23 protein-coding genes are annotated in these 24,487 nt (G+C 37.5%); 1 reads left to right on the forward strand and 22 read right to left on the reverse strand.

Going from position 1 to position 24,487, the window contains the following annotated elements:
* Nucleotide 1 precedes the first annotated feature (1 nt).
* From VPHSUH08_RS01750 to VPHSUH08_RS01855, 22 genes are all read right to left on the reverse strand, one after another.
* A complete protein-coding gene (locus tag VPHSUH08_RS01750) occupies nt 2-1,297 on the reverse strand; it encodes an AMP-binding protein (RefSeq protein ID WP_105086574.1) in 1,296 nt (431 codons plus the stop codon).
* Nucleotide 1,298: 1 nt separating this feature from the next.
* Nucleotides 1,299-2,405, reverse strand: a complete 1,107-nt coding sequence (locus VPHSUH08_RS01755; protein WP_004693340.1) for an acetyl-CoA C-acyltransferase — start codon at nt 2,403-2,405, stop codon at nt 1,299-1,301.
* Nucleotides 2,406-2,467: 62 nt separating this feature from the next.
* Entirely contained in the window at nt 2,468-2,980 is a 513-nt protein-coding gene (locus tag VPHSUH08_RS01760) for a biotin transporter BioY (protein ID WP_004693338.1), read from the reverse strand.
* Between the two features lie 8 nt (nt 2,981-2,988).
* The gene (locus VPHSUH08_RS01765; RefSeq protein ID WP_004697294.1) at nt 2,989-3,555 is read right to left on the reverse strand and encodes a hypothetical protein; all 567 of its coding nucleotides are present in this window, start codon (nt 3,553-3,555) and stop codon (nt 2,989-2,991) included.
* A 173-nt stretch (nt 3,556-3,728) separates the two neighbouring features.
* Nucleotides 3,729-4,592 carry a UTP--glucose-1-phosphate uridylyltransferase GalU gene (galU, locus tag VPHSUH08_RS01770; RefSeq protein ID WP_004693334.1) on the reverse strand — a complete coding sequence of 288 codons (864 nt, stop codon included), beginning with the start codon at nt 4,590-4,592 and terminating at the stop codon, nt 3,729-3,731.
* Nucleotides 4,593-4,605: 13 nt separating this feature from the next.
* Nucleotides 4,606-6,159 (reverse strand): organic solvent tolerance protein OstA, encoded by a 1,554-nt coding sequence (locus VPHSUH08_RS01775; RefSeq protein ID WP_004697340.1) that lies wholly within the window; start codon nt 6,157-6,159, stop codon nt 4,606-4,608.
* A gap of 37 nt (nt 6,160-6,196) precedes the next feature.
* Nucleotides 6,197-7,309 carry a hypothetical protein gene (locus VPHSUH08_RS01780; RefSeq protein ID WP_105086575.1) on the reverse strand — a complete coding sequence of 371 codons (1,113 nt, stop codon included), beginning with the start codon at nt 7,307-7,309 and terminating at the stop codon, nt 6,197-6,199.
* A gap of 108 nt (nt 7,310-7,417) precedes the next feature.
* Nucleotides 7,418-7,864 (reverse strand): hypothetical protein, encoded by a 447-nt coding sequence (locus tag VPHSUH08_RS01785; protein ID WP_004693328.1) that lies wholly within the window; start codon nt 7,862-7,864, stop codon nt 7,418-7,420.
* 261 nt (nt 7,865-8,125) lie between these two features.
* Nucleotides 8,126-9,133: a hydrogenase expression/formation protein HypE gene (hypE, locus tag VPHSUH08_RS01790; RefSeq protein WP_004693327.1), complete on the reverse strand. Its 1,008-nt coding sequence runs from the start codon at nt 9,131-9,133 to the stop codon at nt 8,126-8,128.
* Nucleotide 9,134: 1 nt separating this feature from the next.
* Entirely contained in the window at nt 9,135-10,253 is a 1,119-nt protein-coding gene (hypD, locus tag VPHSUH08_RS01795) for a hydrogenase formation protein HypD (protein ID WP_004693325.1), read from the reverse strand.
* Entirely contained in the window at nt 10,213-10,464 is a 252-nt protein-coding gene (locus tag VPHSUH08_RS01800; protein ID WP_004693324.1) for a HypC/HybG/HupF family hydrogenase formation chaperone, read from the reverse strand. The genes hypD and VPHSUH08_RS01800 overlap by 41 nt, the downstream gene beginning before the upstream one ends.
* 233 nt (nt 10,465-10,697) lie before the next feature.
* Nucleotides 10,698-12,977, reverse strand: coding sequence for a carbamoyltransferase HypF (gene hypF / locus VPHSUH08_RS01805; RefSeq protein WP_105086576.1), 2,280 nt, complete (start codon nt 12,975-12,977; stop codon nt 10,698-10,700).
* 35 nt (nt 12,978-13,012) lie between these two features.
* Complete coding sequence (gene scfB / locus VPHSUH08_RS01810; RefSeq protein WP_105086577.1) at nt 13,013-14,422, reverse strand: thioether cross-link-forming SCIFF peptide maturase; 1,410 nt, start codon at nt 14,420-14,422, stop codon at nt 13,013-13,015.
* 165 nt (nt 14,423-14,587) lie between these two features.
* Nucleotides 14,588-14,731 carry a six-cysteine ranthipeptide SCIFF gene (gene scfA / locus VPHSUH08_RS01815; RefSeq protein ID WP_004693318.1) on the reverse strand — a complete coding sequence of 48 codons (144 nt, stop codon included), beginning with the start codon at nt 14,729-14,731 and terminating at the stop codon, nt 14,588-14,590.
* 101 nt (nt 14,732-14,832) lie between these two features.
* Nucleotides 14,833-15,594 carry an ECF transporter S component gene (locus tag VPHSUH08_RS01820; RefSeq protein ID WP_105086578.1) on the reverse strand — a complete coding sequence of 254 codons (762 nt, stop codon included), beginning with the start codon at nt 15,592-15,594 and terminating at the stop codon, nt 14,833-14,835.
* A 49-nt stretch (nt 15,595-15,643) separates the two neighbouring features.
* The gene (locus VPHSUH08_RS01825; protein WP_105086579.1) at nt 15,644-16,486 is read right to left on the reverse strand and encodes a hypothetical protein; all 843 of its coding nucleotides are present in this window, start codon (nt 16,484-16,486) and stop codon (nt 15,644-15,646) included.
* The gene (locus VPHSUH08_RS01830) at nt 16,479-16,883 is read right to left on the reverse strand and encodes a hypothetical protein (protein ID WP_105086580.1); all 405 of its coding nucleotides are present in this window, start codon (nt 16,881-16,883) and stop codon (nt 16,479-16,481) included. Before VPHSUH08_RS01830 ends, VPHSUH08_RS01825 begins: the two co-directional genes overlap by 8 nt.
* A gap of 115 nt (nt 16,884-16,998) precedes the next feature.
* The gene (locus VPHSUH08_RS01835; protein WP_105086581.1) at nt 16,999-19,137 is read right to left on the reverse strand and encodes a heavy metal translocating P-type ATPase; all 2,139 of its coding nucleotides are present in this window, start codon (nt 19,135-19,137) and stop codon (nt 16,999-17,001) included.
* Between the two features lie 14 nt (nt 19,138-19,151).
* Complete coding sequence (locus VPHSUH08_RS01840; protein ID WP_005376730.1) at nt 19,152-19,412, reverse strand: DUF6110 family protein; 261 nt, start codon at nt 19,410-19,412, stop codon at nt 19,152-19,154.
* Between the two features lie 105 nt (nt 19,413-19,517).
* The gene (locus tag VPHSUH08_RS01845; protein ID WP_105086582.1) at nt 19,518-19,724 is read right to left on the reverse strand and encodes a FeoB-associated Cys-rich membrane protein; all 207 of its coding nucleotides are present in this window, start codon (nt 19,722-19,724) and stop codon (nt 19,518-19,520) included.
* Between the two features lie 230 nt (nt 19,725-19,954).
* Nucleotides 19,955-22,324: a ferrous iron transport protein B gene (feoB, locus tag VPHSUH08_RS01850; protein ID WP_105086583.1), complete on the reverse strand. Its 2,370-nt coding sequence runs from the start codon at nt 22,322-22,324 to the stop codon at nt 19,955-19,957.
* Nucleotides 22,325-22,333: 9 nt separating this feature from the next.
* Nucleotides 22,334-22,567 (reverse strand): FeoA family protein, encoded by a 234-nt coding sequence (locus VPHSUH08_RS01855; protein ID WP_094028542.1) that lies wholly within the window; start codon nt 22,565-22,567, stop codon nt 22,334-22,336.
* 539 nt (nt 22,568-23,106) lie between these two features.
* On the opposite strand from VPHSUH08_RS01855, the gene VPHSUH08_RS01860 reads away from it, so the two are divergent.
* The gene (locus VPHSUH08_RS01860; protein ID WP_105086584.1) at nt 23,107-24,405 is read left to right on the forward strand and encodes a DEAD/DEAH box helicase; all 1,299 of its coding nucleotides are present in this window, start codon (nt 23,107-23,109) and stop codon (nt 24,403-24,405) included.
* Nucleotides 24,406-24,487 lie beyond the last annotated feature (82 nt).

Consider the following 24,487-nt stretch of genomic DNA (forward strand, 5'->3'; position numbering starts at 1 on the left):
TTTACCCTTTATTATACCACTCTTTTAGCTTTCGTTTATCAACTTTTGAGCATTCCGTAAGGGGTAGCATAGGAACTTCTATTATAGCTTTTGGCCACTCCACAGAAGGCCTTTTATTATGAATAAAGTCTATAACTTCATTCAATCTAGCCTCACCATCTAGCACCATATAAACTACGTAGTCCTCCCCTCGTATCTCATCAGTAATATCAATTATAGCAACCTCGGAAACCCCTTGTAAGGATTGTAAATACAATTCCATCTCTGGAATAGAAATTTTATATCCCCCTTTATTGATTACGTCGCCTGCTCTCCCATTAAACATTAGATAACCATCGCTATCGATATATCCACAATCATTTACAGTATATGTATTAGGAATCCCTTCAATATGATATTTCGTGGTCACATAAATAACATTATCAGTCTCTGCTATCTGTATGGTTGGGAATGGTCTCCCCACCGTACCTTCTCGCTCTAGCCATTCCTTACCTGTACAATACGTTATATAGTTAAGCTCTGATGCGCCATAGTACAAGATAAACTCCATATCAGGACATATATGTTGTAACTGTTCCATTAATTGTCGATCTAGAACTTGAGATCCTGCAATTATATATTTAATAGATGATAAATTACTTTTACAGTGTCGTACCAATAATCGTAGTTTTGTTGGTAATGCATATATATGGTCTACATTGTATTCCTCTATGAGCTGTATCCATCTACTAGGACGCAATGAACTCGTAGTAACAACGGTCCCTCCAGCCCATAAAGCGGCAATAACCATATTGCTAACACCTGTGAAACTAAAACTCCCTTGTAAAAAGATTTTAACATCTTTGTTTATATGAAAAATATTATTTTGAATATCAAAAAAATCACGCCAAGACCTCTCTCGTCTCCACAAAGGTTTTGGTCGTCCCGTAGTCCCCGATGTAAGTACTCCAAAATCAGCTAATGGCGGTACACCTTCATAGGCTATAATACGAGCTAGCTCATCTACATAAGCCTTATCCATCTCATTGTGACATACCATAGGAATATTATCTTTATATATTGCCCCAAGCCACTGTGTAAGTTGTTCAACAAACGACAATTCCTTAATTAAAAGAACCTTAGTTTTTAATGTCTCTTTAGACTGAGTAAAATTTACAATGTGACTTGTATTATTAATATCTACCGATAGAATAGCATCATATAGTTCACCATATGTATATTGTATGTCATCTACGATTAGGGCAATTTTATGGGGCTCTAACTCTTTATTCTGTTGTAAGCGTTCAATAATTGTCATATTACATACGTTCCATAATTAAAGCCGATCCTGTGCCTCCTGCACCAGCAATAGCGCATAAACCATAACGACCACCACAAGATTCTAAAGCAGCCATACAGTGAAGCACTAATATGGCGCCAGAACATCCATAGGGATGCCCATAAGCTAACGCTCCACCAAACATGTTATATTTCCCAATATGATTAGGATAAGTCTTATCAAAAAGAACATCAATAATGGCAAAGGCTTCATTCCATTCCACTACGTCAATATCATCCATAGTTAAACCTGTACGTTTTAAAATGGCTTCTGTGCTTTCAAGGGCACCCTCTGGACTAAACTGGGGATTTCCTGCCCAAGGTTTGACGCTATGAATTTTAAAAGGCCCTTTTTTATTAGATAAATATACAAAGGCTGCTCCATCATGAGTTAAACACGCATTGCCTGCATTTGTAATAGAGTCAGCTCCCAACAAAGGTTTCATCCTAGACAAGAGTTTTTCGTTCATCGTAGGTCGAATACATTCATCTATACATCTTTTACCATCTATAGTAATAGGCATAATATATGACTGTAAATATGGGTTATCTAAAGCTGCTGATGCTCTTTGATGACTGCCAATAATATGCGGATATAAATCTTCCTTTGTTACATTGTATTTATGAATAGTCCGCTCGGCCCCTTTGAGCATGGCTAAAGGCGATTGATCTTGGGGCGTAAATTGAGCTACCTTATAGGGACCTTCTCGGTCATCCCCAGATGCATACACCCGCTCTGGCTGTAACGACGAACTTTCAATACCGCCTGCAATAGCAGAATCCATAATACCAGACACAATATGTGCATATGCTATCTCAATACTCATCAAAGCTGAGGCACATTGCATATCAACGGTAATAGCAGGCACAGAATTTGGTAAATTACACATAAGTCCCATGAGACGGCCAAGGTTACCACCAGTACCAACTGCATTACCACAGAAGATTCCATCTATATGTGAAATAGTATAACGATTAATTATTTCATCAATTACTTGAGAGCCCAAAATCTCGGGTCTCATATGTTTATATTGTCCATTTAAAACGCCGATAGGACTTCTAAGCCCACCATGAATATATACTGACATATATACTCCTTCTATTAAAAGCAAAAAAGAGGCATCCCGCAGAATGCCACTTTAATTGTATTCTAAATTTTAACTTTAGTTGCTAACCAAGAAGCAACCAGACATTTTACGATATCTCCAGGAATAAATGGGAACATGACTACAGGCAAGGCCGCCCAAAGTTCTGTTTTTGTAACAATCATAAAACCTGCTACACCAAAGAGGTACACTACAGGAATGGTAATCACAAGAGATCGCCAGGCATAAGAGAAAAAGCTTTTTTTAGAACCTTTAAATATACTTAGTAATGTATATGCAACTGGCCAAGAAAAAATAAAGCCACCTGTTGGTCCCAACAATTTGCCAAGACCAGCCGTACCGCCAACAAATACTGGTAACCCAACTGCACCAAGCAAAATATAAATGATAAATACGATAAGTGCATCCTTAGGCTGTAACAATAAGCCGATTAATGTGGCTACCAAAGTCAAAGCCGTTACCATAGCGGGACTAAATGGCAATGGGAAAGAAATATATGCTGAAATACATAATAAGGCTGTTAATAAAGCCATTTTTGTTAAACGTCTTGTTTCCATAATTACCTCTAACTAATACATCTTTGTTTCAAAGATGATGAATCTTCATTTTCACCGAAAAACGTAGCCGAAAATGCCAATGTATCACCAATGTAACCTTCTACATGAGCATCTTCAGGATATTCCACCAAAGTTACCTTGTCATCTGCAATAACTGGTGCATGAAAATAAATCGCCATTTGCAGAGCAGATTTACTAATATTCCAAAAATCCCACATCGTTTCTAAAATCATACAGCCAGGAACAACATAAGGATTCTCACGATGGATGGAATTCGTATCATTAATATCATTTACAAATCGTATGACCTCTTTCTTAGAGAAAGATATAGCACCATCTGTTCCCTGTTGGTTTATAGTAGAACGAATGTTAAATTGTTTTGGCACTGGTCGTAAATCAACCATCAAGAAGCCTGAGCGATCCATAATACCAATTGTGGTAGTTTTAGCCACCTTCGATACGATTTCACATACGGTTCTATCACTACCTGAGGAATCATAATGCATATGTTTAATAACGCTATGTCCCGGTAGGTTCAAATCATTATTACATAATGCTTTAAATAATGTTCTCATATAATCACAGTCCTTTTATTTATTCAATATCTTGATTATAATCAACATTATTTCATTCGTCAACAAAAGGCATTGTTCATATGTTAACAAATAACAAATGAGTTTGAAACTATAAACAAAAAGAGCCTATGACATATATCATAGGCCCCTCACATGGAAGTCTCATAGATTATCTATTTTAGATCTAATTCCTTTAGGTAAGCTTTAAAGCTTTCACCCAATTCTTCGTTGCGCAATGCATACTCAACAGTGGCTTTTAAATAGCCCAATTTATCCCCTGTATCGTAGCGAATACCTTCATATGCTAATGCATACGTATCCGTTTTAGAGGCTGCCAATGCATCAGTTAATTGGACTTCATTACCTACACCAGGCTTAGTAGCTTCTAAGATATTGAAAATATCTGGTGTTAAAATATAACGACCTAATACAGCGAGTCGAGATGGGGCATCCTCTTTCTTAGGTTTTTCCACCAAGTTATCAACGCGATATAAATTATCAGCCAATGCTTCACCAGATACAATACCATAAGAACTAACTTTATCTTCCGGTACAAATTGAGCGCCTAAAATAATACCAGGATGCTCATTATAGCAATCAATCAACTGTTTTAAGCATGGATTTTCTGGATTGTAAACAATATCATCACCAAGTAACACTGCAAATGGCTCATCACCAATAAATGCTTTTGCACACAATACAGCATCACCAAGTCCACGAGGTGCTTTTTGACGAATAAAGTGAACTTTAATGTCCGCCAAATCCTTGATCATAGCCAATGGTTTATTTTTACCTTGACTTTGTAATAACAATTCTAATTCAACACTACTATCAAAATGGTCCTCAATAGCACGTTTATTACGACCTGTAATAATTAGAATTTCTTCAATCCCAGAATCTAAAGCTTCTTTTACAATGTATTGGATAGCAGGTGTATCGACAATAGGAAGCATTTCTTTTGGTTGTGCCTTGGTAGCTGGTAAGAAACGTGTACCAAAACCAGCTGCTGGAATTACAGCTTTTCTAATGCGTTGCATAGTATTCTCCTAACTAAAAGTCTTTACCTACAAATTTAATTTTCCATTGATCATTTTTATTTTTATGTCCATCTTTATATGTTAAGTACATATCGAAGGAGTGTAAATCACGATGCCATGTATAATAGACAGAATCAATATCCCCACTCATCATGTTATTCTTAACACTTACAGAAATATCATCTAGGCGAGTCAATTTATACGTACCGCCATAAATAAGCTCTTTTGGAAGTTCTGTCGTGTCAAAACGATAAGGGGAATTATTGTAGGTTATATTTCGTTGATTATAGCTAACCCATACATTAGCACGATTACCAACTTTAGATTGGAATCTAGCACCCCAATAAGGCATGCTACGGATACTACCATCATAACCATAGTAGTCACGTTGGTAACCACCTAAGAAGCGTAAATCAGCATTTTTACCAAGCTTAATCGGATCATGAGAAACTTCTGCATAATATTCCTTATGAGAACCTTTTACAGAACCCTCTTTCCAATAACCAGCATTAACACCACCACGTACAGTAATTGGAGAATTTCCTACATGATATGTATGAGTATCCAAACGAGCTTCACCTATTTTTTCTACCCATACTGTTTCATCATTATATTCATTAGATTCCTTGCTATAACCAACAGAAGCAGTCCCCCAAGGTAAATAATGACGATATCCCACCTGTGGTTTAAAACCAGATTTAGAATACCAACGATAGTCAATATAAGCTTCACCATTTTTACCGATAGGATATTCTGTACTACCATGTAAGCCAATACCATCATCGTTACTATACGTAGGTTTTGGTATTAAGGAAAAAATACTAAATTTGCCTTCTTTGTCATGACGCAATGAAGTCGTATAAGATGGCAAGGATAATACTTTAAAGTTTTTAATATAAAAGGATGGTTTTTTAATAACGACTTTATCACCAGGATATACCTGAATATCTTGACCCTCCACACGATAATCTGGAGTATGAACAAAAGCCATCGCATGTTTTGTAGTGACCATGCCCTTTTCCATATGGCCTATTTGTCCATCAAAAGTGGCGTTATTGCCCTTTACATAATAGGGATCGCTCCATCCCATGGCTTGGTCTGCCTCAAAGTGACGATCGCTAGTGCGATACGTCATATTTTGACCTGTAATATCTTTTGTTTTACCGCCATCTTCCAAATAGCGATAGCCCCCAACAGTACGATATTCTGTGGTTTTAGTATTACCTTCAATACGCGGGGCCATCAAAGTTTGATTGCCTTGAGACACCACAACATCGCCTTGAGCATATACATCACCTGTAGAGCCAGTATAAGACATTTTATTAGCATCGATACGTGTAGGCAACTGTTCAGCAGGAGCAGCAGATTTCGCTTTTTCACCACGACGTACAACACGGATATTACTATATTCAGGTGTAGATGCTTTAGAAATTTCTCCTGCATAGGATTGACCTACGCTATCCAATGTATCTTGATATACAATAGTTGACTCAGTAGCGGCCCATACAGGTTGTGCTAAACAAACAACACATGCCGCTGCCAGCCATTGTACTTTACGTTTCCTCATGGTTACTAGAACTCCTATTACTTTAAGAATTTGTTAATTATTGATTACGCTTTACAACAACGATAGGTTGAGAAACATTTTCTACAGGTTCTTCTGGCTCCTCAACTGCTGTAGTATCTTCAGCTATAGCTGCATTTTCATCAGTATCATTATTTTCTACATATTCTTCAGATTCACCTGTTGTATTAGGTACAGTTACAGCATCAGCTAATTCATCATCACTATGAGCTAACCCATCGCCACCAATAACAAGACCTTGAATTGTTACGGAATCTTGAGGTTGTACATATACAGTAGCACCAGCTGGGTACTCAATATTTTTACCTTTGATGAAAGCGCCCCCTACAAGCCCAACAGGACCGAGTAGAACTGCGCCCGCTACAGATGCACCTGCTGCTTTAACTTCACTACGGGTTTTATCCTTAGCCTCTTTACCTTGTACAGCAGTAAATTCTGTACCATCAATAGCTGGGATTGTATCAAATGTAATATCTAACGCACCATTACGACCAAAGGAACGAGCCTTTTTCAAAGAAGTAATTGTTCCGGAGCCTACAGTGCCCGCAGGTACTAATAAGACATTGCCATCCATTACATTTTCTGCAACAGTAAAGGATATAGTGTCACCTTCATGACTAGTTTTAGAAGAAACCGCTTCATTTAGAGTCACTTTGAACACTTGATTACCAGACAATGTACCTACTTGGTTAGTAAGAGACACATTGCTACCATATACCTTTGTCTTCAAAGAAATAATACGTTTTTGTAAGGAACCGCTACCAATGCGACCATTAACGCTACGTTCCATCTTTTCTACACGGTCTACAAGAGATCCTGCGTTAATGCTATTTTGATATGTATATTCCAATGCATCCATTTCTTCGCGCAAAGAAATATTAGTACCACTGCCTTCTACAGAATTGTAGAGGGAGTCAACACGTTTGCTCAATGTTGCGGAATTACCATTGAAACCAGTACCATACACGGTTTCATCAAGTTGATTAATGCGGTCCACAACAGCACCATCTTGTACAGTTCCATATACAGTAGTTTCTAAAACATTTGTTTTTTCAGTTACTGTACCAGGAGCGGCAAATGCAGTGCCTGAAATTAGGGATGCCATTAAAAGTGTAAGTACTTGTTTCTTCATAAATTCCTCCACAATGTATCTAATGTATAACTGTTATACAACAGAATAAGCACGGGCCTAAGACCGTGCTTATTCCCTGAGTCTATCAATTTATATGCTCAGTGGCCATTAAATTTTCAAATCAATAATCGCAGATACACCTACGCCTTGAACACGAGATGCACCAACTGGGTTTGTGCTATCAACAGGAACTAAGCCTTTTACACGAACCATACCATTAAAGCTACCTTCTACTTGAGCAACAGCTTTAACTTCTTCAATGCTAGAAGCAGGCCCAGTAACTTGAGCAGCACCGATATAACCTTTTGTACCAATACTGATAATAGGAACTACTTTAGTTGTATATTCAGTACTCAAGTTATTTTGTTTCAATAATTTATTTAGGAAAGAGTCAATTTGTGGACCAAATTTGTTAACAACAATGCCGATACCACCAATTTTAGCTGCACCACCAAGAATGCTGCTAAGTCCACCAGCTTGAGTTGTCAAGATACCACCAAATGCAGTTGTAGTTAAACAAATCCCTAGAACAGCTGTAATAATCTTCTTTTTCATAATAAGCCTCCTATAGATACTTATATTTTAACAAATTCTATACATAGATTCTAGTGAAAGTATAAGAACTTACACATAAAGATACTAACATAATATAGATTTTCGATGAATTCTTAATGAATTTTACGCAACTTAATTTAATGCTATCATCAATGATAAATCGTGTCAACATCTAATACGAGCTACATCTAGAAAGCTCAAAAATTGAAATAAAAAGATTAACAAAATGATATAGTTTAATTACTTTTATTAATTATAAATTTAACAAATTCGTGGAACCTGATCTTCACCTAATAAATCAATCAAACGAACACCTCCAATAGCCGTTTGTAGACCAACCTTACCAATATTTTTATCTAAAGTTTTACCAATTAAAACTGCTTCGCTTCCCTCTTCAAAACTATGAAGAATCTTGAGAACTTCGTCCGTAACAGATGGTTCAACGATAAGAACTACTTTCCCTTCATTCGCTAAATATAAAGGGTCATACCCCAATATATTACATACTGACTGCACTTCTTCATGAATAGGTATGGCCGTTTCTTCAACTTTAATGCCTACTTGACTCTGATCAGCGATCTCTTTTAAAACGGTACCTAGGCCACCACGAGTGGGATCTCTCAACAAAGCAACTTGAGTTCCTACTTTATCTAATACTGCTTGAACCATCTTATTTAGTGGTGCACAGTCAGTTGTTAAGGAGTCAGATAAATCTAACCCAAACCGTTGCCCCATAACGGCAATGGAGTGATCTCCAATAGCACCAGACAAAATGATATCTAGCCCTGCTTTCACACGATGTGGACCAATATCTATTCCATCTGGAATCATGCCAATACCAGCAGTATTAATGTAGATTTTATCTACTTCGCCCTTTTTAACGACCTTTGTATCACCTGTAATAATTTGAACATTTGCGGCTTTTGCCATTTCTGACATAGTGCGAAGAATTTCATCTAGCTCTTCAAAGGCCAAACCTTCTTCTAAAATAAGACCACAACTTAAATATTGAGGTATCGCGCCATTCATGGCTAAATCATTCACAGTTCCACAAACAGCCAACTTGCCAATATTACCACCAGGAAAGAACGCAGGTTGCACCACATAAGAATCTGTAGAGAAGGCCATGCGCCCGGCTGTAACAGGAAACTGGGCACCATCGTGTAGGGGCGCCAATAAATCATTTGTAAAATATTTCAAAATAAAACGGTCCGTCAACTCATGACTAAATCGTCCACCATTACCATGGACTAAGCGAACTCGTTCCATATTAATCCTCCCACGTCGATCCACCACTAGAATAACCATATTTATACCATGCAGCACAGCTACCCTCTACAGATACCATACAGGCACCTACCGGATGATCTGCGGTACAGCTTTTACCAAATAACGGACATTCACTCGGTTTAATAAGGCCTTGCAAAACACGTCCACATTGACAGCCTTTAGGATCAAGAGATGGTTTATCCAAGTTAATAGGAAGGGCAAGCTCTACATCATAAGCTGCATACTCCCCCTTTAATGCTAAACCAGAGTTAGGAATCACACCAATACCACGCCATACATCATCGCATACTTCATACACTTCCTCGATCATAGCTTGGGCTACAGGGTTTCCCTTCTGCATAACTACAGAATGATACGTATTGCCCACCACAACATTACCAGACTCACGTTGCTCTAAAATATTAGCTATAGCAGACAATATTTCTAAGCCATCAAAGCCAGCGATACAAGATGGAATACCGTATTCTTTGGGCAAAAATCGGTATGGTTCTTCACCAATAATAACACTCACATGGCCAGGTAAAATAAATCCATCGATATGACCTTCTTGTTTATCTAATAGTGCACGCAATGCTGGAGGCACTAATTTATGAGATACTAAAAAGAATACATTCTTAAGTCCTGCTGCGTGAACGGCTTTCACAGTAGCACATATAATCGCAATAGTCGTTTCAAAGCCAATAGCTAAGAATACTATTTTCTTTTCTGAATATTTTTTGCTAAGTTCTATTACCTCTAAAGGCGTATAAATAACATGGATATGAGCTCCTTTTGTTTGAGCTTCATTGAGACTACTATAGCTACCTGGAACCTTTAACATATCCCCAAAGGTAGCAATAATAACATCCTCACGTTCTGCATAGGCTAAAGCCTTATCCATATAGGTTTGATCAGTTACACATACTGGACATCCTGGTCCACTAACAAGTTCTATGCCACTTGGCAATAATTGACGAAGACCTTCTCGGAAAATCGATACTGTATGCGTACCACAAACCTCCATAAGCCGCACAGTTTCACCGGGCTTATGAAGCGCATTGATGCGCCTTAACAAAGCATCAGCTGTGTGCTGCTTTTCCTGCAAAGTAAGCTTCTTCAAGTTCTTCTAACTCCTTAAAGGCCTCTAATGTTTTTTGAGCCTCTTCTTCATCAACAATTTGTACAGCAAAACCTGCATGAACTAACAACCAGTCCCCGACCTTTGCATCTGGTACGAGGAGCAAGCTGCAGTCACGGGTAGCACCTGTCAATTCAACGGTACCAATAGCATCATTCACAGCAATCAATTGCGCTGGTACAGCTAAGCACATATTATCTCCTTATCTATATCATTTATAACAAGTTTTATATACATTTACTTCAATAAAACAGCTCCGAAATATATGAATAAAATTAATATTATTGTATCACAGTTACACTCATTATTTAGTGATAGTAGCCACAAACAACTAGAACTTAAACTAGCTATGGCACTCACATAGATTAAACAATATTCAAAACATTACTAAATAAATTTGTCTAAGAATAAGAGCTATATGACAATTTATAATTGATTTCCTAACCACAGTTGTCCTAAAGCAAGTCCACCATCATTAGAGGGAACCGCTTCATTCATATATAAATTACCTATATGCCACGTCTTATATATAAATTCTAATAGTTTACGATTTTGAAATACACCACCAGACATGGCTGCATCACTAATATTATATCGCTCCATCAAGTCTGCAGCCGTTTCGCATAGTGCGATTGCCATTGTTTTATGAAATGAAGCGGCTAAATGAGCTCGACATTCACCACGAACAACGCCATCCATAATAGATTGAATTGTAGGTGTAAAATCAAGAATATGTCCGTCATAATTGTAAGCAAGTAGTGATCCTTTTTCATCACCACATAGAGTTTCTAAGGAAATGGCAATTTGTGCATCATAACTATGCACCATACCAAGACCTAATAAAGCACCTACAGTATCAAATAATCGCCCACAGCTTGTAGCTTGAATCATGGGCATCGTAGATTGTAATGCTTTATCTAAAATTTCCCATCCCTTTGGAAGTTCTTTCATCCATTCTTGATATACAAAAGGGATATCATCGCCATAATAATTACGAATATACCATAAGGCTTGTCGCCAAGGTTCAGAAACAGCCTTTTCTCCACCAGGCAATGGAGCCGCATGAATATGTGCCAATCTCTGATATTGATTGCCTTTACAAAGGAGGAATTCTCCCCCCCATATAGTCCCATCTGGTCCATAGCCAGTACCATCCATAGCAATTCCTAGTACCAGCCCCCTTAAATTGTGTTCTGCCATAACAGAGGCTATATGAGCATGATGATGCTGAACAGGTACAACAGAAAGATGGAGACTTTCACCTATTCTTTCACCTAACCGAGAAGAGAAAAACTGGGGATGACTATCTATAATAATCTTTTCTGGTTGTATAGAAAATAAATTTTTATATCGTTCAATGGTCCATTCTAAGGTTTTATGAGTAGATGCATTCTCTAAATCTCCAATATGGGGTCCTACAAGAACTTCACTACCTTTATTCACAGCAAACGCATTTTTCAAATCACTGCCCATAGCTAATATCGAAGTTTGTTCTAAACCGTCACAATGAATTGGCTCAGGTACATAGCCACGACTGCGACGAATAAATCGAGGTTTATTATTGATGACCACCACCACAGAATCATCAAGAGGAGCATAGATTTCACGATTATGAACGAGGAAATAGTCTGCTACCTCACCTAGTTCATTAAACGCTTGGTCATCGTTATATAATACGGAATCACCACTTCGATTGCCACTGGTCATAACCCAGGCTGCATCAGAGGGCAATAAAACCTCATGCATCAGTGTATAGGGCAACATCACACCCAACATATGATTGTCAGGTGCAACGTGAGGACTTAACCGAACAGAACTATTATGATTCCTTTCTAATAACACAATAGGACGTTCCATCCCCGTTAATACATCTAGTTCTACATCGTTAATATGTACTAACTCAATCGCCATATCTAGAGATCCCACCATTATTGCTAATGGTTTATGCGGTCTATTCTTCCGCTTACGTAATCGTTGTACAGCAGCGTCATTTCTAGCATCGCAAACAAGATGATACCCTCCTACACCTTTTATGGCGATAATATTACCTTCATTGATCAATTCCCGCGTAGTATTCCATACATTTACCGTATCTACAGCCGTGCGATTTGGCTTGTATAAAGTATAACGAGGCCCACAATAAGAGCATGCATTTGGTTCAGCTCTATAACGACGCCCCTCTATATCTTCATATTCAGCCTTACAATCTTCACACATGGGGAACTCATTCATCGTCGTTCGTTCTCGATCATAGGGCAAAGATTTGATTATCGTATACCTTGGTCCGCAATTTGTACAATTGATGAAAGGATATTCCTTTCTACGTTTATCTTGTTGTAACTCTTTAAGGCAATCATTACAAGGCGCAGTATCAGCACTAATAAAGGTACTCACGGATTCACCTAAAGGGGATACCTGCACAACAAAATCACTTTCATGCATATTAAGTGTAAGATGCTGTACAGTTTGACTAGTAATACGACACAAACGAGGTTGCTCCTCTTGAACAGCATCTAAAAATAACTGCAATTCACCTAGAAAACCTTGAACTTCAACATACACGCCTTGACTATCATTATATACAAAACCTGTTAATCCTAGAGAATGGGCTAACATAGAAACAAGGGGTCGGAATCCGACCCCTTGAACTATACCGGTATAGCGAATTCCCCAGCGTTCTGTAGTTTGATTACTATTTTGTTTCATATAAACTCCTACTATACTCGGAGAATCAAATGTAATTAACCTAATGCAACAGGAATACTGCCATCAATACCAGCTTGTTCTAATTCGGCTTGAATCATGATAGCACATTCAATACGTTTCTTCTGTAAACGACAACCAAATTCATAAGGTGTCTCTAGATCGCCACCCAATGTAATGTTGTTAGCATGACAGCCACCGGAACAGAAGAATTTCGCCCAACATTCAGCACAAATTGGTTTAGAGAATACATGTGTATTGCGGAAATCTTTAGGAATCTCTGTATTTTGTAAACCATCATACACATTACCAAGCACGTATCCATCTTTGCCTACAAATTGATGGCATGGATAAATATCGCCATTAGGTACGACTGCCATATATTCATGACCTGCCCCACAACCACGAAGGCGTTTCGCCATACATGGCCCACGATATAAATCCATGCGGAAGTGGAAGAAGTTAAACTTCTCACCCCAACCTTCTAACTGGCGTTGTAAATAAATATCTGCTAATTTTTCATATTCTTTCTCTAGAGCTGGCCAATCTTCTTCACGAAGCACATAGTCCCCTTCTTCACCGACAACAGGCTCCATGGACAAATGCTCAAAGCCAAGATCAGACATTGCCATAACGTCTTTAGTAAAGTCTAAGTTTTTATGAGTATATGTACCACGTACATAATATTCAAGACCGTGACGTTGTTTTACTGCGTTGATAAGGTTTTTAGCAATATATTTATAAGACTCTGCACCACTACCTGCTACTGGACGCATTGCATTATGTACGGATTCACGACCATCCAAAGACAATACTAAACTCATCTTGTGTTTGTTTACATAGTCGATTTTATCTTGTGTTAAAAGCATACCATTCGTAGTCAATGTAAGCTTAAATATCTTATTGTGCTTTTCTTGAATGGATTCAATGTATTCAACCGTTTGCTTAACAACATCCCAGTTCAACAATGGCTCACCACCGAAAAAGTCAATTTCGCAATGTTGGCGAGGTCCACTCATTTTAATAAGAAAGTCCACAGCTCGTTTTGCTACATCAAAGCTCATCAATTCTCGTTTAACACCGCCGTAATCCCCTTGACTAGCAAAGCAATATTTACATGCTAAATTACAATCGTGAGCAATATTTAAGCATAATGCCTTAACAATAGGTTTCTCACCTACTACAAGTTTAAACTCTTTACTCATCGGTGCAAATAGTTGCTCCGCTTTGATGAGCTCATCTAACTCGTCCATAATCTCATCTAGTTCTACTGCATCTTCTTTAGCATCTAACGCAGCATGTACAGCATCGCGATTAGTGCCATCATATATGTCAAGAACTCTATCGATGAGTTCGTCGATAACATGGATAATACCGCTATTTACGTCTAAGCAGTAATAGTTATCCTTCATCCGAAACTTATGGATCATTGGTTTTAATTCTAACATGGTACCTCCAATTGATTTGTATGGTAAAAGCTCTAGTATATAGAACTTTCTAGATAATTGTACCACATTTCCACACTAAACGTTATAAAAAGAGTCATAAAGATATACTATACAATGTATGTCTTTAAAACATAAATAAAAAGGCCCGCTAAGCGAGCCTCTTCATTATTTTTGTTTGCAAACTTGGTTACCAACTGTGCAACTTGTTTTACAAGCGGATTGGCAAGATGTTTGACATTCCCCACAACCGCCAGTTTTAGCAGTTTTTTGTAAGGATTCAGTGTTGATAGTACGAATACGTTTAGCCATGATTATCCTCCTCAATACTTATCGAATGATATTTATTTTATCATATTTATAAAAAGCCTGTAAAATACTATTTCGTTATTATTTTCGTCTACAACTTCAGCTTATTTGGTTTCTACCACTTCAGTTTCTCCTAATTGATGGTCTGTAACTTTTGCGTCTCGCATAGCTTCACCTTTAGTTTTCTTAGGAGCATCCTTACGCAATACTTTTCGTAAAGCCATTGCCACCGGTGTTACAATTACAGCAGCAAAAACTGCTTCTGGAATACCATGTGTAACAGACAAGAATACAATAGAGCCTAATACTTGATCTGGACTAAGATTCATTTTAAAAGCAAACATATCTGCATAGAGTAAGAAGATTAATCCCATAACCATGATCGTATGGAATACGGTCCCCATAAAAGCAGAAACAATAATACGTGGACCTTGCGGTGCTTTCCACAATAATAGATATACCAAATATGCTAATACTGGGAAAAGTATACGCGGTAATACGGAAATAATTGGATTAATAAATAGTGGGGATAAAATATTAGGAGCTGTAATATTTTGCCACAAACTATAGCAACCAAAGATAAAGCCTACAAAGGCCCCCACTTTTGGTCCTTCTACAATAGCACCAATTAAAGTTGGTACATGTAAAGTTGTTACATTTAGCGGCCCTAATGGAATAATACCATAACCAGAAAGCCCTAATGCAATAGTGATACCTGCTAGTAGACCAATAATTGTCAATTCTCGAATCGTAATGCCACTTTTCTTCTCTTTTTGGGCCTCTTTACGTTCAACTTGCTTCAGTTTTTCATTGTCGTGGATTGATACAGTTGAGTTATCATCCAATGGACGTTCAATGTTGTTCATAGATCCTCCTTCGCTCTCATTCCTTACGGATATAAGTCGAAACTAGAAATTAAATACGTTCACGGCGTCGTGAAATAATACCACGCTCTACCAATGCACCTATAATCACTGCTCCACCTGTCATACCAGCTTCTAATAAAGTTGGAGTTACAAACACTAGTGGATTACCTTGGTACGTTGGAAAAACGGTGGGAACTAAAGATAAAATAAATTCTGGAATATAACCACCATACAAGATATGAGCGTTCATAGCAAGCCATATGCCTGCAGTAATAATGATACGCAACAAACGTACACCCTTATATGCTAAATCTCTTGGATACAAATAGAATACAAAGACCAATAAAGAAACTAATAATAATACAAGTTCAGCAAATAATATATTTACATTCATGGATGATGCATACATAAAATATACCATCGGATCTTGTAAATCTATATATAGGATTGAGCCAATATACAAGAACGGAATCGGTATAGTATAGGCAATTATATCTAATGCTTCATCAATCATACCCCATCGATAAGTACGATTGAAAAACTTCGTAGCTAATAAACCACATAACTCAATGAGAACTTGAACGATAAAATACACCACAAATAAAAGTAATGCTTTTGCTAATCCATTATCTACATTAAAGCTAAATGGTGTATGAAGAAACGAAAATACCATCCACCAAGCCCAACTATAAGCATGATACCCCATGCTTAGCGGTAAATCATCGTTAAACTTGGCATTCTTTAGTCGTCGCACCATAATTGGTATGACTAGCGACAAAACTGGAAACACTAAAATGGATAATGATAATGCCCCACTTAATGAAAGTACTGTTGTAATAGCACTTACAAAAAGTGAACAAATTAACGTAAATAGCCAAAAACTTTTATTCATTACAGCCTCCCACTAATCGAGTTAAGCCATAAGCTATAAGCAAGCTAAATGTGACACTTAAATACATAGCTAATAAAAAGGCTATATCACGACCTACTGTTGGCCATCCCCACAACATGGATAAATCAACACCTAAAAAAATACCTTTATAGCTGATACCATGAACGACAACCCAACTCACTACATAAGCAATGCGACTTATAGATCTACCATCATCAAAGGTACTGCTTTTAAATGATAAATAGGCCCAAGGCATACATAAGGATAACAATAAATACCATACTAGTGCTACGGTCGCACTCGATCCATTATGAATCATATATGCAATAATGGGGATTACCACAATAAATAGATTCAAATAGAAGGAGCGCTTACAAATATCTATCAAAATGTTCATATAAATCTCCTACAATATGTAATCTCCTTGTATTTTACAATAATCATAGATAAATGTCATCAAAAAAGAAAAACCTCCATACAGGTAAATCAATACCTATATGGAGGTTCTTTGATTAAGCTACTACAGAATCAGCTGTTACATCAATTGTAGGAACAGTTTCCTTTGGTTCATCTTTTTTCAATAATGGGGTCATGCTTTCTAAGCCGATACCCAATGTGAATAGATTATGCAACCATGCTGTTTGGCTTGGCGGCATAATACCGAGTACGCCACCACCTACAAGAGCACCATTAAAACCAACGATGCCATTGTAATTAGCTTTGATACGTTTCATCAATGCCATAGAAATGCGGCGCAAATCTACAAGAGCTTGTAGATTATCAGAAGAAATAGTAACATTAGCAATCTTTTGAGCGATTGGAGCGCCTTCATTCATAGCGATACCAACATGAGCTTCAGAAATTGCCGGGGAGTCATTGATACCGTCCCCTACCATCATAACAGTATAGCCATCAGCTTTAGCTTGTTTTACATAACTTGCTTTATCTTCTGGCAATACTTCTGCATGCACTTCATCAATACCAAGTTCATCAGCTACACGTTGTGCATTACGCTTAGAGTCACCAGTCATCATGACAACCTTTTTAATACCTAATGCATGCAAATCAGCTATAACTTGTTTTGCCTCTTCACGTACAGGGTCTTTAATGCAAATAACCGCTGCTAATGTACCACCAATAGCGAGGTAAATATGTGAAGATGTATTTGGTAAATTATTGAATTTTTCTTGTTCATCAGCAGGAATCTTTGTTTTTTCATCATCAAAGATATAATGAGCACTACCAATGCGTACACGATAGCGACCAACCTTAGATGCAATACCATGAGCCACAACGTATTCTACGTCAGAGTGCATTTCCTTGTGAGGTAATGCATGATCCTTAGCAGCGCGTACAATTGCTTTTGCCATGGAGTGAGGGAAATGTTCCTCAATACATGCAGCTAATTTCAACATTTCATCTGCATCATGACCGTTGAACGGAATGATTTGTTCAAACTCAGGTTCTGCTTTTGTAAGAGTACCAGTTTTATCGAACACAATCATATCTGCTTGTGCAATTTGTTCTAAGAACTTACCACCTTTAACAGTGATACCGCGTTTAGATGCTTCTTGCATAGCGGAAAGTACTGCCAATGGAATGGATAATTTTAGAGCACAAGAGAAGTCAACCATAACGAAAGACAATGCTTTCATCACATTTCGAGTCAACAAATATGTTAAACCAGCACCGATAAAGCTAATAGGCACTAATTTATCAGCCATGCGGTATGCTTGTTGTTCCATACCGGATTTCATTTGTTCAGACTCTTCGATTAGGTTAACGATTTTTTCGTAACGAGAAGATTTAGATGTGCTACGTACTTCTACAATAGCTTTACCATCTTCAACAACAGTACCAGCATAAACAGAAGTATCTTTATCACGACGAACTGCTTCTGGTTCACCAGTCATGGAGCTTTCATTTACAAGAACAACACCATCGATTACAGTGCCATCCAATGGAATTACTTCACCTTGACGAATGATAATTTGATCACCAGCTACAACCTCGTTAACAGGTTTGCTTACCTCAATATCATCCACCAATACCCATACTTTATCTACGTTCAAGGACATGCTTTGAGCAAGATTCAATACGGATTTACGGTGAGTCCATTCTTCTAAGATATCACCAATACCCAATAGGTACATAACGGCTCCAGCTGTAGGATAATCTTTTTGAAGTAATGCAGCACCAATAGCTACACCATCAAGTACTTCTACAGTTAACTTACGTTGCCACAATGTTTTAATCGCTTTACCGATAAATTTAATCCCATCAAACCATGCCCATGCAGCCGCAATCGGTGCAGGTAACACTGCTTTTTTACCTAAGTAAACTGCTGTGCGGTTAATCATCATTTCACGGTATTTTTTATTTACCAAGCGCGGAGAGTATTCATTCAAAGCAGGAGCTTCGGACAAATCTAAATCGCGTAGACCTAACACCGCATCACGTACAGATTCAGAATCGCCAGTATGTTTAATGGCGATCTGACTGCTACGTGTATAGAAGGTTACGTCTAAAATTGCATCATTAAGTAATAATGTATCCTCTACATAAGCAGCTTCAGCTTCTGTAAAGCGATGACCTGTTACCTTAACATGCAAGCGATTTCTGAGTTTTCGTACAACAGAAAATTGTAACATAGTTAAATCCTCAATTATTTGTTTTCTTCAAAGATTTCTTCGTTGCGTGCTTCGTTGATTTCTTGAGCTTCTGCCAATACATCAGATGCGGATGCTTGTACTTTTTCAGCTGTTTCTAATACAGTTTCTTTAGCGCGAAGACCAGCTGCTACAATACCAGCATATACTTTTTTAGCATCTTTAGAAGTTAAAACTTTAAGACCTACAGTACCTAATGCAAGACCTGCTGCGAATAAATTAGCGTTTTTAAGATTGTTTTGGTTGAAGTTGAACATGATAATATTCCTTTCTACTAAATATATATGAAAATTACTTACTATATTTGAAAAAAGGAGCCCATTATAGAGACCCCTCTTTCAAAATCAGAAATATGTATTAGTTTACTTAACAGTACGTTTAATGCCTAAAGCCTTATTGGAACCATCACAGCTGCAGCTACCACCACAACCAGAAGATTTCTTTGAGCTAGAATCAGAGTCGCCGCCACCACAGCCGCAACCACCTTTTCCAGACACTTGCTTATAAATTTTAGTACCGATATAAGCTAATGCTAATACAACTATGAGTCCTATAACAAGATTATCCATTATTATTCCTCTTTCTCAATATCTACTAAATTACAATATCTGTCTTAGTGATAAACAAGATAAAAGCAATATCTAAAGGATATTTCCCTTTTCTCATTATCATTTAACCACGAATATTGATAATTATCAAGTATTATTTTTAAATTACCTATAACAAAATCGCATTTTTTTATTCATTTTTGTTTAAAGAATCTAAAAGTGGCTAAACACACCTATTTAGCGACTCTAGATTAGAAACCTAATGCGCGACCTATGTTATAGAAGATGAAACATGCAATCCATGCAAATGCATTTTCATAGAAGAACATGAACAACATCCATTTCCAAGAACCAGTTTCACGTTTGATAACTGCTAAAGCTGCGATACATGGAGGGTAAATCAAGATGAATAGCATTAATGTTAATGCAATCAATGGTGTAAAGTGTGGATCATTTTGTAAGTAATCAGTCAATGCTTGAGGATGATCTGTATCGCCACCTACTGCATAGATAGTACCCAATGTAGATACAACAACTTCTTTAGCCGCTAAACCAGCTACGAGAGATACACCCATTTTCCAGTCAAAGCCCAATGGTTCTAGCACTGGGTTGATAGCTTTACCAAAGGATGCTGCATAGGATTGTTCAAGTTTTTCAGAAGCTTGTTCTTTATCAAGTTTGTCATTTTCAGCATCTAAGTTAGCACTGTTTTTGTACATTGCCCATGCTGCTGGGAACAAGTCTTTATTTTCATCTTTAATATCATTGAATAATTCAGGTGCTTCAGAATCATCTTCTACTTCGATTTCAGGAGCAGCTTCTTGAGCAGCTTCTGCTTGTGCAGTGGCATCTTGTACAGTAGATTTCATATTATCTACAATTTCATTTACTTGATCTTTTTGTTCATCTGTAGTGATACCAAAATGAGCCAAAGTTTCAGCATCTTTCATTTCATATGTTTGAGCTACTTGATCATGCAATGCATCATAATCTTTGGAGTATTCTACATCCATTGGATATGTTGTGATGAACCATACGAGGATGGAAGCAGCAAGGATGAAAGTACCTGCTTTTTTAAGGTACATAATACCACGTTCAAACATATGAGTTAATGTAGCTTTTAAAGTTGGTAAATGATATGGAGGCAATTCCATTACGAATGGTTCTGCTTCGCCAGCAAATAAATATTTGCGGAAAATTTTAGCAAATACGATACCAAATACAATACCTAATGCATACACACCAAATACTACAGTACCAGCCCATTCAGGAGGGAAAAATGCTGCTGCAAACAAAGTATAAACAGGTAAGCGTGCAGAACAACTCATGAATGGAGTAATTAAGATTGTTACCATACGATCTTTGTAGTTATCAAGGATACGTGCACCCATTACGGATGGTACGGAACAACCAAAACCTAATAATAAAGGAATAAAGGATTTACCATGTAAACCACAAGCGCGCATTACACGGTCAATAACGAAGGCAGCACGTGCCATATACCCTGTATCTTCCAAGAAAGAGATACCAAGGAATAATAATAGAATTAATGGTACGAAGGATAATACAGCACCTACACCGGCGATGATACCGTCAGAAATAAGTGATTGTAACTGACCTTCTGGAATAACTGTTACAACCCATGCTTGTAATGCAGTAAAGCCATCTTCAATCCAACCTTGAGGAATAGCCCCTACAGTATTTACGAAGTTAAATAGTAACCACATTACAACCATAAAAATTGGCAAACCAAGAATACGGTGAGTTAAAATTTTATCATAACGGTCAGAACGCGTTTCTAATTGTGTAGGAGCCTGTGTTAAGCATTTATTATATACTTCTACTGCGAAGCGGTGACGATATTCTTGGAATACTACATCAAGATCGACTTGATCTTTAATTTCTTCACGAATAGCTTCAGCCTTTTGAATAACAGCTTCCGTATTATCAAAACGCATAACCTTGCCAATAACGTCCGCATCTTTTTCAAGTAATTTAATAGCAATCCAACGAAGTGGATATGTAACAGTGCCAGCTTGTTTTAGTTCTTCTACAAGCTCACTAATTTTGCCTTCTAACAAATCACCATAATTAATTGTTACACCAGGAGCTTTTTGAGAAGCAGCTACACTAATTGTTGCTGCTAACAAGTCTTTTGTACCAATGTTTGTACGACCTACTGTGCTAACAATTGTAGCCCCTGTCATTTCTGCCATTTTTTTTAGGTCGTATTTGATGCCCATTTCTTCAGCAACGTCAGCCATGTTTAGAGCAATAACCATTGGCTTTTCAAGTTCCAATAATTGTGCAGCTAAATATAAGTTACGTTCCAAGTTAGATGCATCAAGAACATTAACAATTACATCTGGGTTATCATTTACGATAACATTACGCGCTACTAACTCATCCAAGGAACGTGCAGTTAAGCTATATGTACCTGGTAAGTCAATAAACAATAACTCATGGCCATCAAATTTCGTATGGCCTTCTTTTTTCTCTACTGTAACACCTGGATAGTTACCCACGTGTTGCTTCGCCCCTGTGATATTGTTAAACATTGTAGTTTTACCACAGTTAGGGTTACCTGCTAAGGCAATGCGAATTTGCCCATTTTCTGCCATGTGAACCTCCTATTGAACCTCTACATCAATCATGCCAGCTTCGCTTGTACGAAGTGCTAATTCAAAGTTTTTTACTTTGATTTCCACTGGATCACCCAAAGGGGCAAACTTCATAACATGGATTTTTGTACCATGTACGAGACCCATGTCGATTAGACGATGCTTAACATTGCCACTGCCATGTAGTGCAACAATAAGACCAGACTCACCTGGCTTCATGTCTTTCAACTTTTTGATAGCCATACGACACCTCCTAATTATTGTACCTAACAACCTCATATTAACCACACAAAATAATAATGCGTATTAATATCTTAAATTATTATATCAAACCAAGCATTAATTTCAACAATTATTATCATTTTTATGGTTATTTTTTATCTCATATCTATATTTTATTATCATATTTAATATGAGATTATCTATATGATTATCTAATAAAATACTGAATACTAGCTGAAATTTAATATTTGATAGCTAAATATTTAGATGCTGTAATCAATAAACTCTATTAAGATTATCATTTACAAATACTCTCACATTCTCAATTAATAGTTTATAAACAGTTTAAATGTAGCTATTTTAATATTTTCATTTCTCATTTCACTTAGTTATATCAGTATTTTTCCATATATTATCAAAAAAAATATACCCCAAAATACTATAATATTTATTGAGCCTAGAGTATGTTAAGACTATACATCTTCCAAGTTCAATTCATTTGCCCCTAATATGTGCATACGTTATAATTAATATAATATGTATTATAGAAAGGACGATTCATGAATTCTTTTAAATCTTTAGGTGTTTGTGATGAACTTATCCAAGCCCTACAAAAACAAGGTATAAAGGAGCCTACGCCAATTCAAGAACAATCCATTCCTGTCGTCTTTAAAGGGAATGATGTCATAGCCAAAGCTCAAACAGGCACGGGGAAAACACTAGCATTCTTACTGCCAATTCTACAACGTGTACATACTGATGTTCATCAAGAACAAGTGCTTATCATTGCGCCTACACGAGAACTAATTAAACAAATTTCCGATGAAGCGAAGGAAATAGGTTCTATTTTAAATGTAGATATTCTTCCTCTCATCGGCGGCAAAACAATCGAGGCACAGTTACAACAGTTAGGCCGCCGACCTCAAGTCATCTTAGGTACACCTGGTCGTCTATTGGATCATGCAAAGCGCGTTTCTCTCCATCTAGACTGTATTCGTCGTGTTGTACTAGATGAAGCAGACCAAATGCTTCACATGGGCTTCTTACCAGATATCGAAAATCTCATCAGCCAAACAGATGCTAATAGACAACTATTACTATTCTCCGCTACAATTCCAGATAAAATCCGAAATCTCGCAAAGGCATATATGTCTAAACCCGTTTCAGTAACGGCAGAAGGAAAACACATCACGCTCGAATCAATTGATCAACGAGTGTATATGATGAATCCTGAAGAAAAAACACAACGTCTCATCAAAATGATTGAAGATGATAATCCGTTTTTAGCTATTGTTTTCTGTAATAAACGGGAAGGTGCCATTCGTTTATCCTACGAATTAACCGCGGCGGGACTTAATATTGCAGAAATGCACGGTGACTTGACACAAGGTCGTCGCACACAAATTCTGCGAGACTTTGCAAAAGCTAAAACACAAATCTTAGTGGCTACCGATATTGCGGCTCGCGGTATCGACATCGAAGGTATCACACATGTATATAATTACGACGTACCTCGCGATGTAGATTACTACATCCACCGCATTGGCCGTACAGGTCGTGCTGGTAACTCTGGCGTGGCTGTAACCTTTGCGACACCACAAGACGAATCATGGTTACGACGCATCGAACGAGCTATCCAAGCTACACTTACAAAATATACTAAGGATGGTCAGATCAAAACTAAGGGCAATGCTAGCACTGCGCCAAAACGCACAAAATCAGCTAGTAAACCTAAGGTTACAAGCACTTACCAATCCACTAAGGCTAAAGCTCACAAAGCACGAGGTCACAAAGGCTCAAATACACGCCAACGCCGCGCGTCTACGTCTCAGACTGGGCGTCGTGGCAAACGCAGATAAAATTCAGCTTAATATCCTAAACTAAATGAAGAAATTTTTCTTCTACAAAAGCAGTTTTAAACAAAAAAGACGCGTACAGCTT

Source organism: Veillonella sp. S13054-11, from assembly GCF_002959795.1.
GTDB lineage: Bacteria > Bacillota > Negativicutes > Veillonellales > Veillonellaceae > Veillonella > Veillonella parvula_E.

Excerpts from the sequence above, each read along its gene's own strand:
- feoB (WP_105086583.1), bottom strand. The coding sequence starts at position 22,324 with ATGGCAGAAAATGGGCAAATTCGCATTGCCTTAGCAGGTAACCCTAAC.
- VPHSUH08_RS01755 (WP_004693340.1), bottom strand. The coding sequence starts at position 2,405 with ATGTCAGTATATATTCATGGTGGGCTTAGAAGTCCTATCGGCGTTTTA.
- VPHSUH08_RS01820 (WP_105086578.1), bottom strand. The coding sequence starts at position 15,594 with ATGAACAACATTGAACGTCCATTGGATGATAACTCAACTGTATCAATC.
- VPHSUH08_RS01750 (WP_105086574.1), bottom strand. The coding sequence starts at position 1,297 with ATGACAATTATTGAACGCTTACAACAGAATAAAGAGTTAGAGCCCCAT.
- VPHSUH08_RS01840 (WP_005376730.1), bottom strand. The coding sequence starts at position 19,412 with ATGTTCAACTTCAACCAAAACAATCTTAAAAACGCTAATTTATTCGCA.
- VPHSUH08_RS01860 (WP_105086584.1), top strand. The coding sequence starts at position 23,107 with ATGAATTCTTTTAAATCTTTAGGTGTTTGTGATGAACTTATCCAAGCC.
- VPHSUH08_RS01830 (WP_105086580.1), bottom strand. The coding sequence starts at position 16,883 with ATGAACATTTTGATAGATATTTGTAAGCGCTCCTTCTATTTGAATCTA.
- scfB (WP_105086577.1), bottom strand. The coding sequence starts at position 14,422 with ATGTTAGAATTAAAACCAATGATCCATAAGTTTCGGATGAAGGATAAC.
- VPHSUH08_RS01835 (WP_105086581.1), bottom strand. The coding sequence starts at position 19,137 with ATGTTACAATTTTCTGTTGTACGAAAACTCAGAAATCGCTTGCATGTT.
- VPHSUH08_RS01775 (WP_004697340.1), bottom strand. The coding sequence starts at position 6,159 with ATGAGGAAACGTAAAGTACAATGGCTGGCAGCGGCATGTGTTGTTTGT.
- VPHSUH08_RS01800 (WP_004693324.1), bottom strand. The coding sequence starts at position 10,464 with ATGTGCTTAGCTGTACCAGCGCAATTGATTGCTGTGAATGATGCTATT.
- VPHSUH08_RS01780 (WP_105086575.1), bottom strand. The coding sequence starts at position 7,309 with ATGAAGAAACAAGTACTTACACTTTTAATGGCATCCCTAATTTCAGGC.
- VPHSUH08_RS01785 (WP_004693328.1), bottom strand. The coding sequence starts at position 7,864 with ATGAAAAAGAAGATTATTACAGCTGTTCTAGGGATTTGTTTAACTACA.
- VPHSUH08_RS01765 (WP_004697294.1), bottom strand. The coding sequence starts at position 3,555 with ATGAGAACATTATTTAAAGCATTATGTAATAATGATTTGAACCTACCG.
- galU (WP_004693334.1), bottom strand. The coding sequence starts at position 4,592 with ATGCAACGCATTAGAAAAGCTGTAATTCCAGCAGCTGGTTTTGGTACA.
- VPHSUH08_RS01845 (WP_105086582.1), bottom strand. The coding sequence starts at position 19,724 with ATGGATAATCTTGTTATAGGACTCATAGTTGTATTAGCATTAGCTTAT.
- VPHSUH08_RS01760 (WP_004693338.1), bottom strand. The coding sequence starts at position 2,980 with ATGGAAACAAGACGTTTAACAAAAATGGCTTTATTAACAGCCTTATTA.
- VPHSUH08_RS01855 (WP_094028542.1), bottom strand. The coding sequence starts at position 22,567 with ATGGCTATCAAAAAGTTGAAAGACATGAAGCCAGGTGAGTCTGGTCTT.
- hypF (WP_105086576.1), bottom strand. The coding sequence starts at position 12,977 with ATGAAACAAAATAGTAATCAAACTACAGAACGCTGGGGAATTCGCTAT.
- VPHSUH08_RS01825 (WP_105086579.1), bottom strand. The coding sequence starts at position 16,486 with ATGAATAAAAGTTTTTGGCTATTTACGTTAATTTGTTCACTTTTTGTA.
- scfA (WP_004693318.1), bottom strand. The coding sequence starts at position 14,731 with ATGGCTAAACGTATTCGTACTATCAACACTGAATCCTTACAAAAAACT.
- hypE (WP_004693327.1), bottom strand. The coding sequence starts at position 9,133 with ATGGAACGAGTTCGCTTAGTCCATGGTAATGGTGGACGATTTAGTCAT.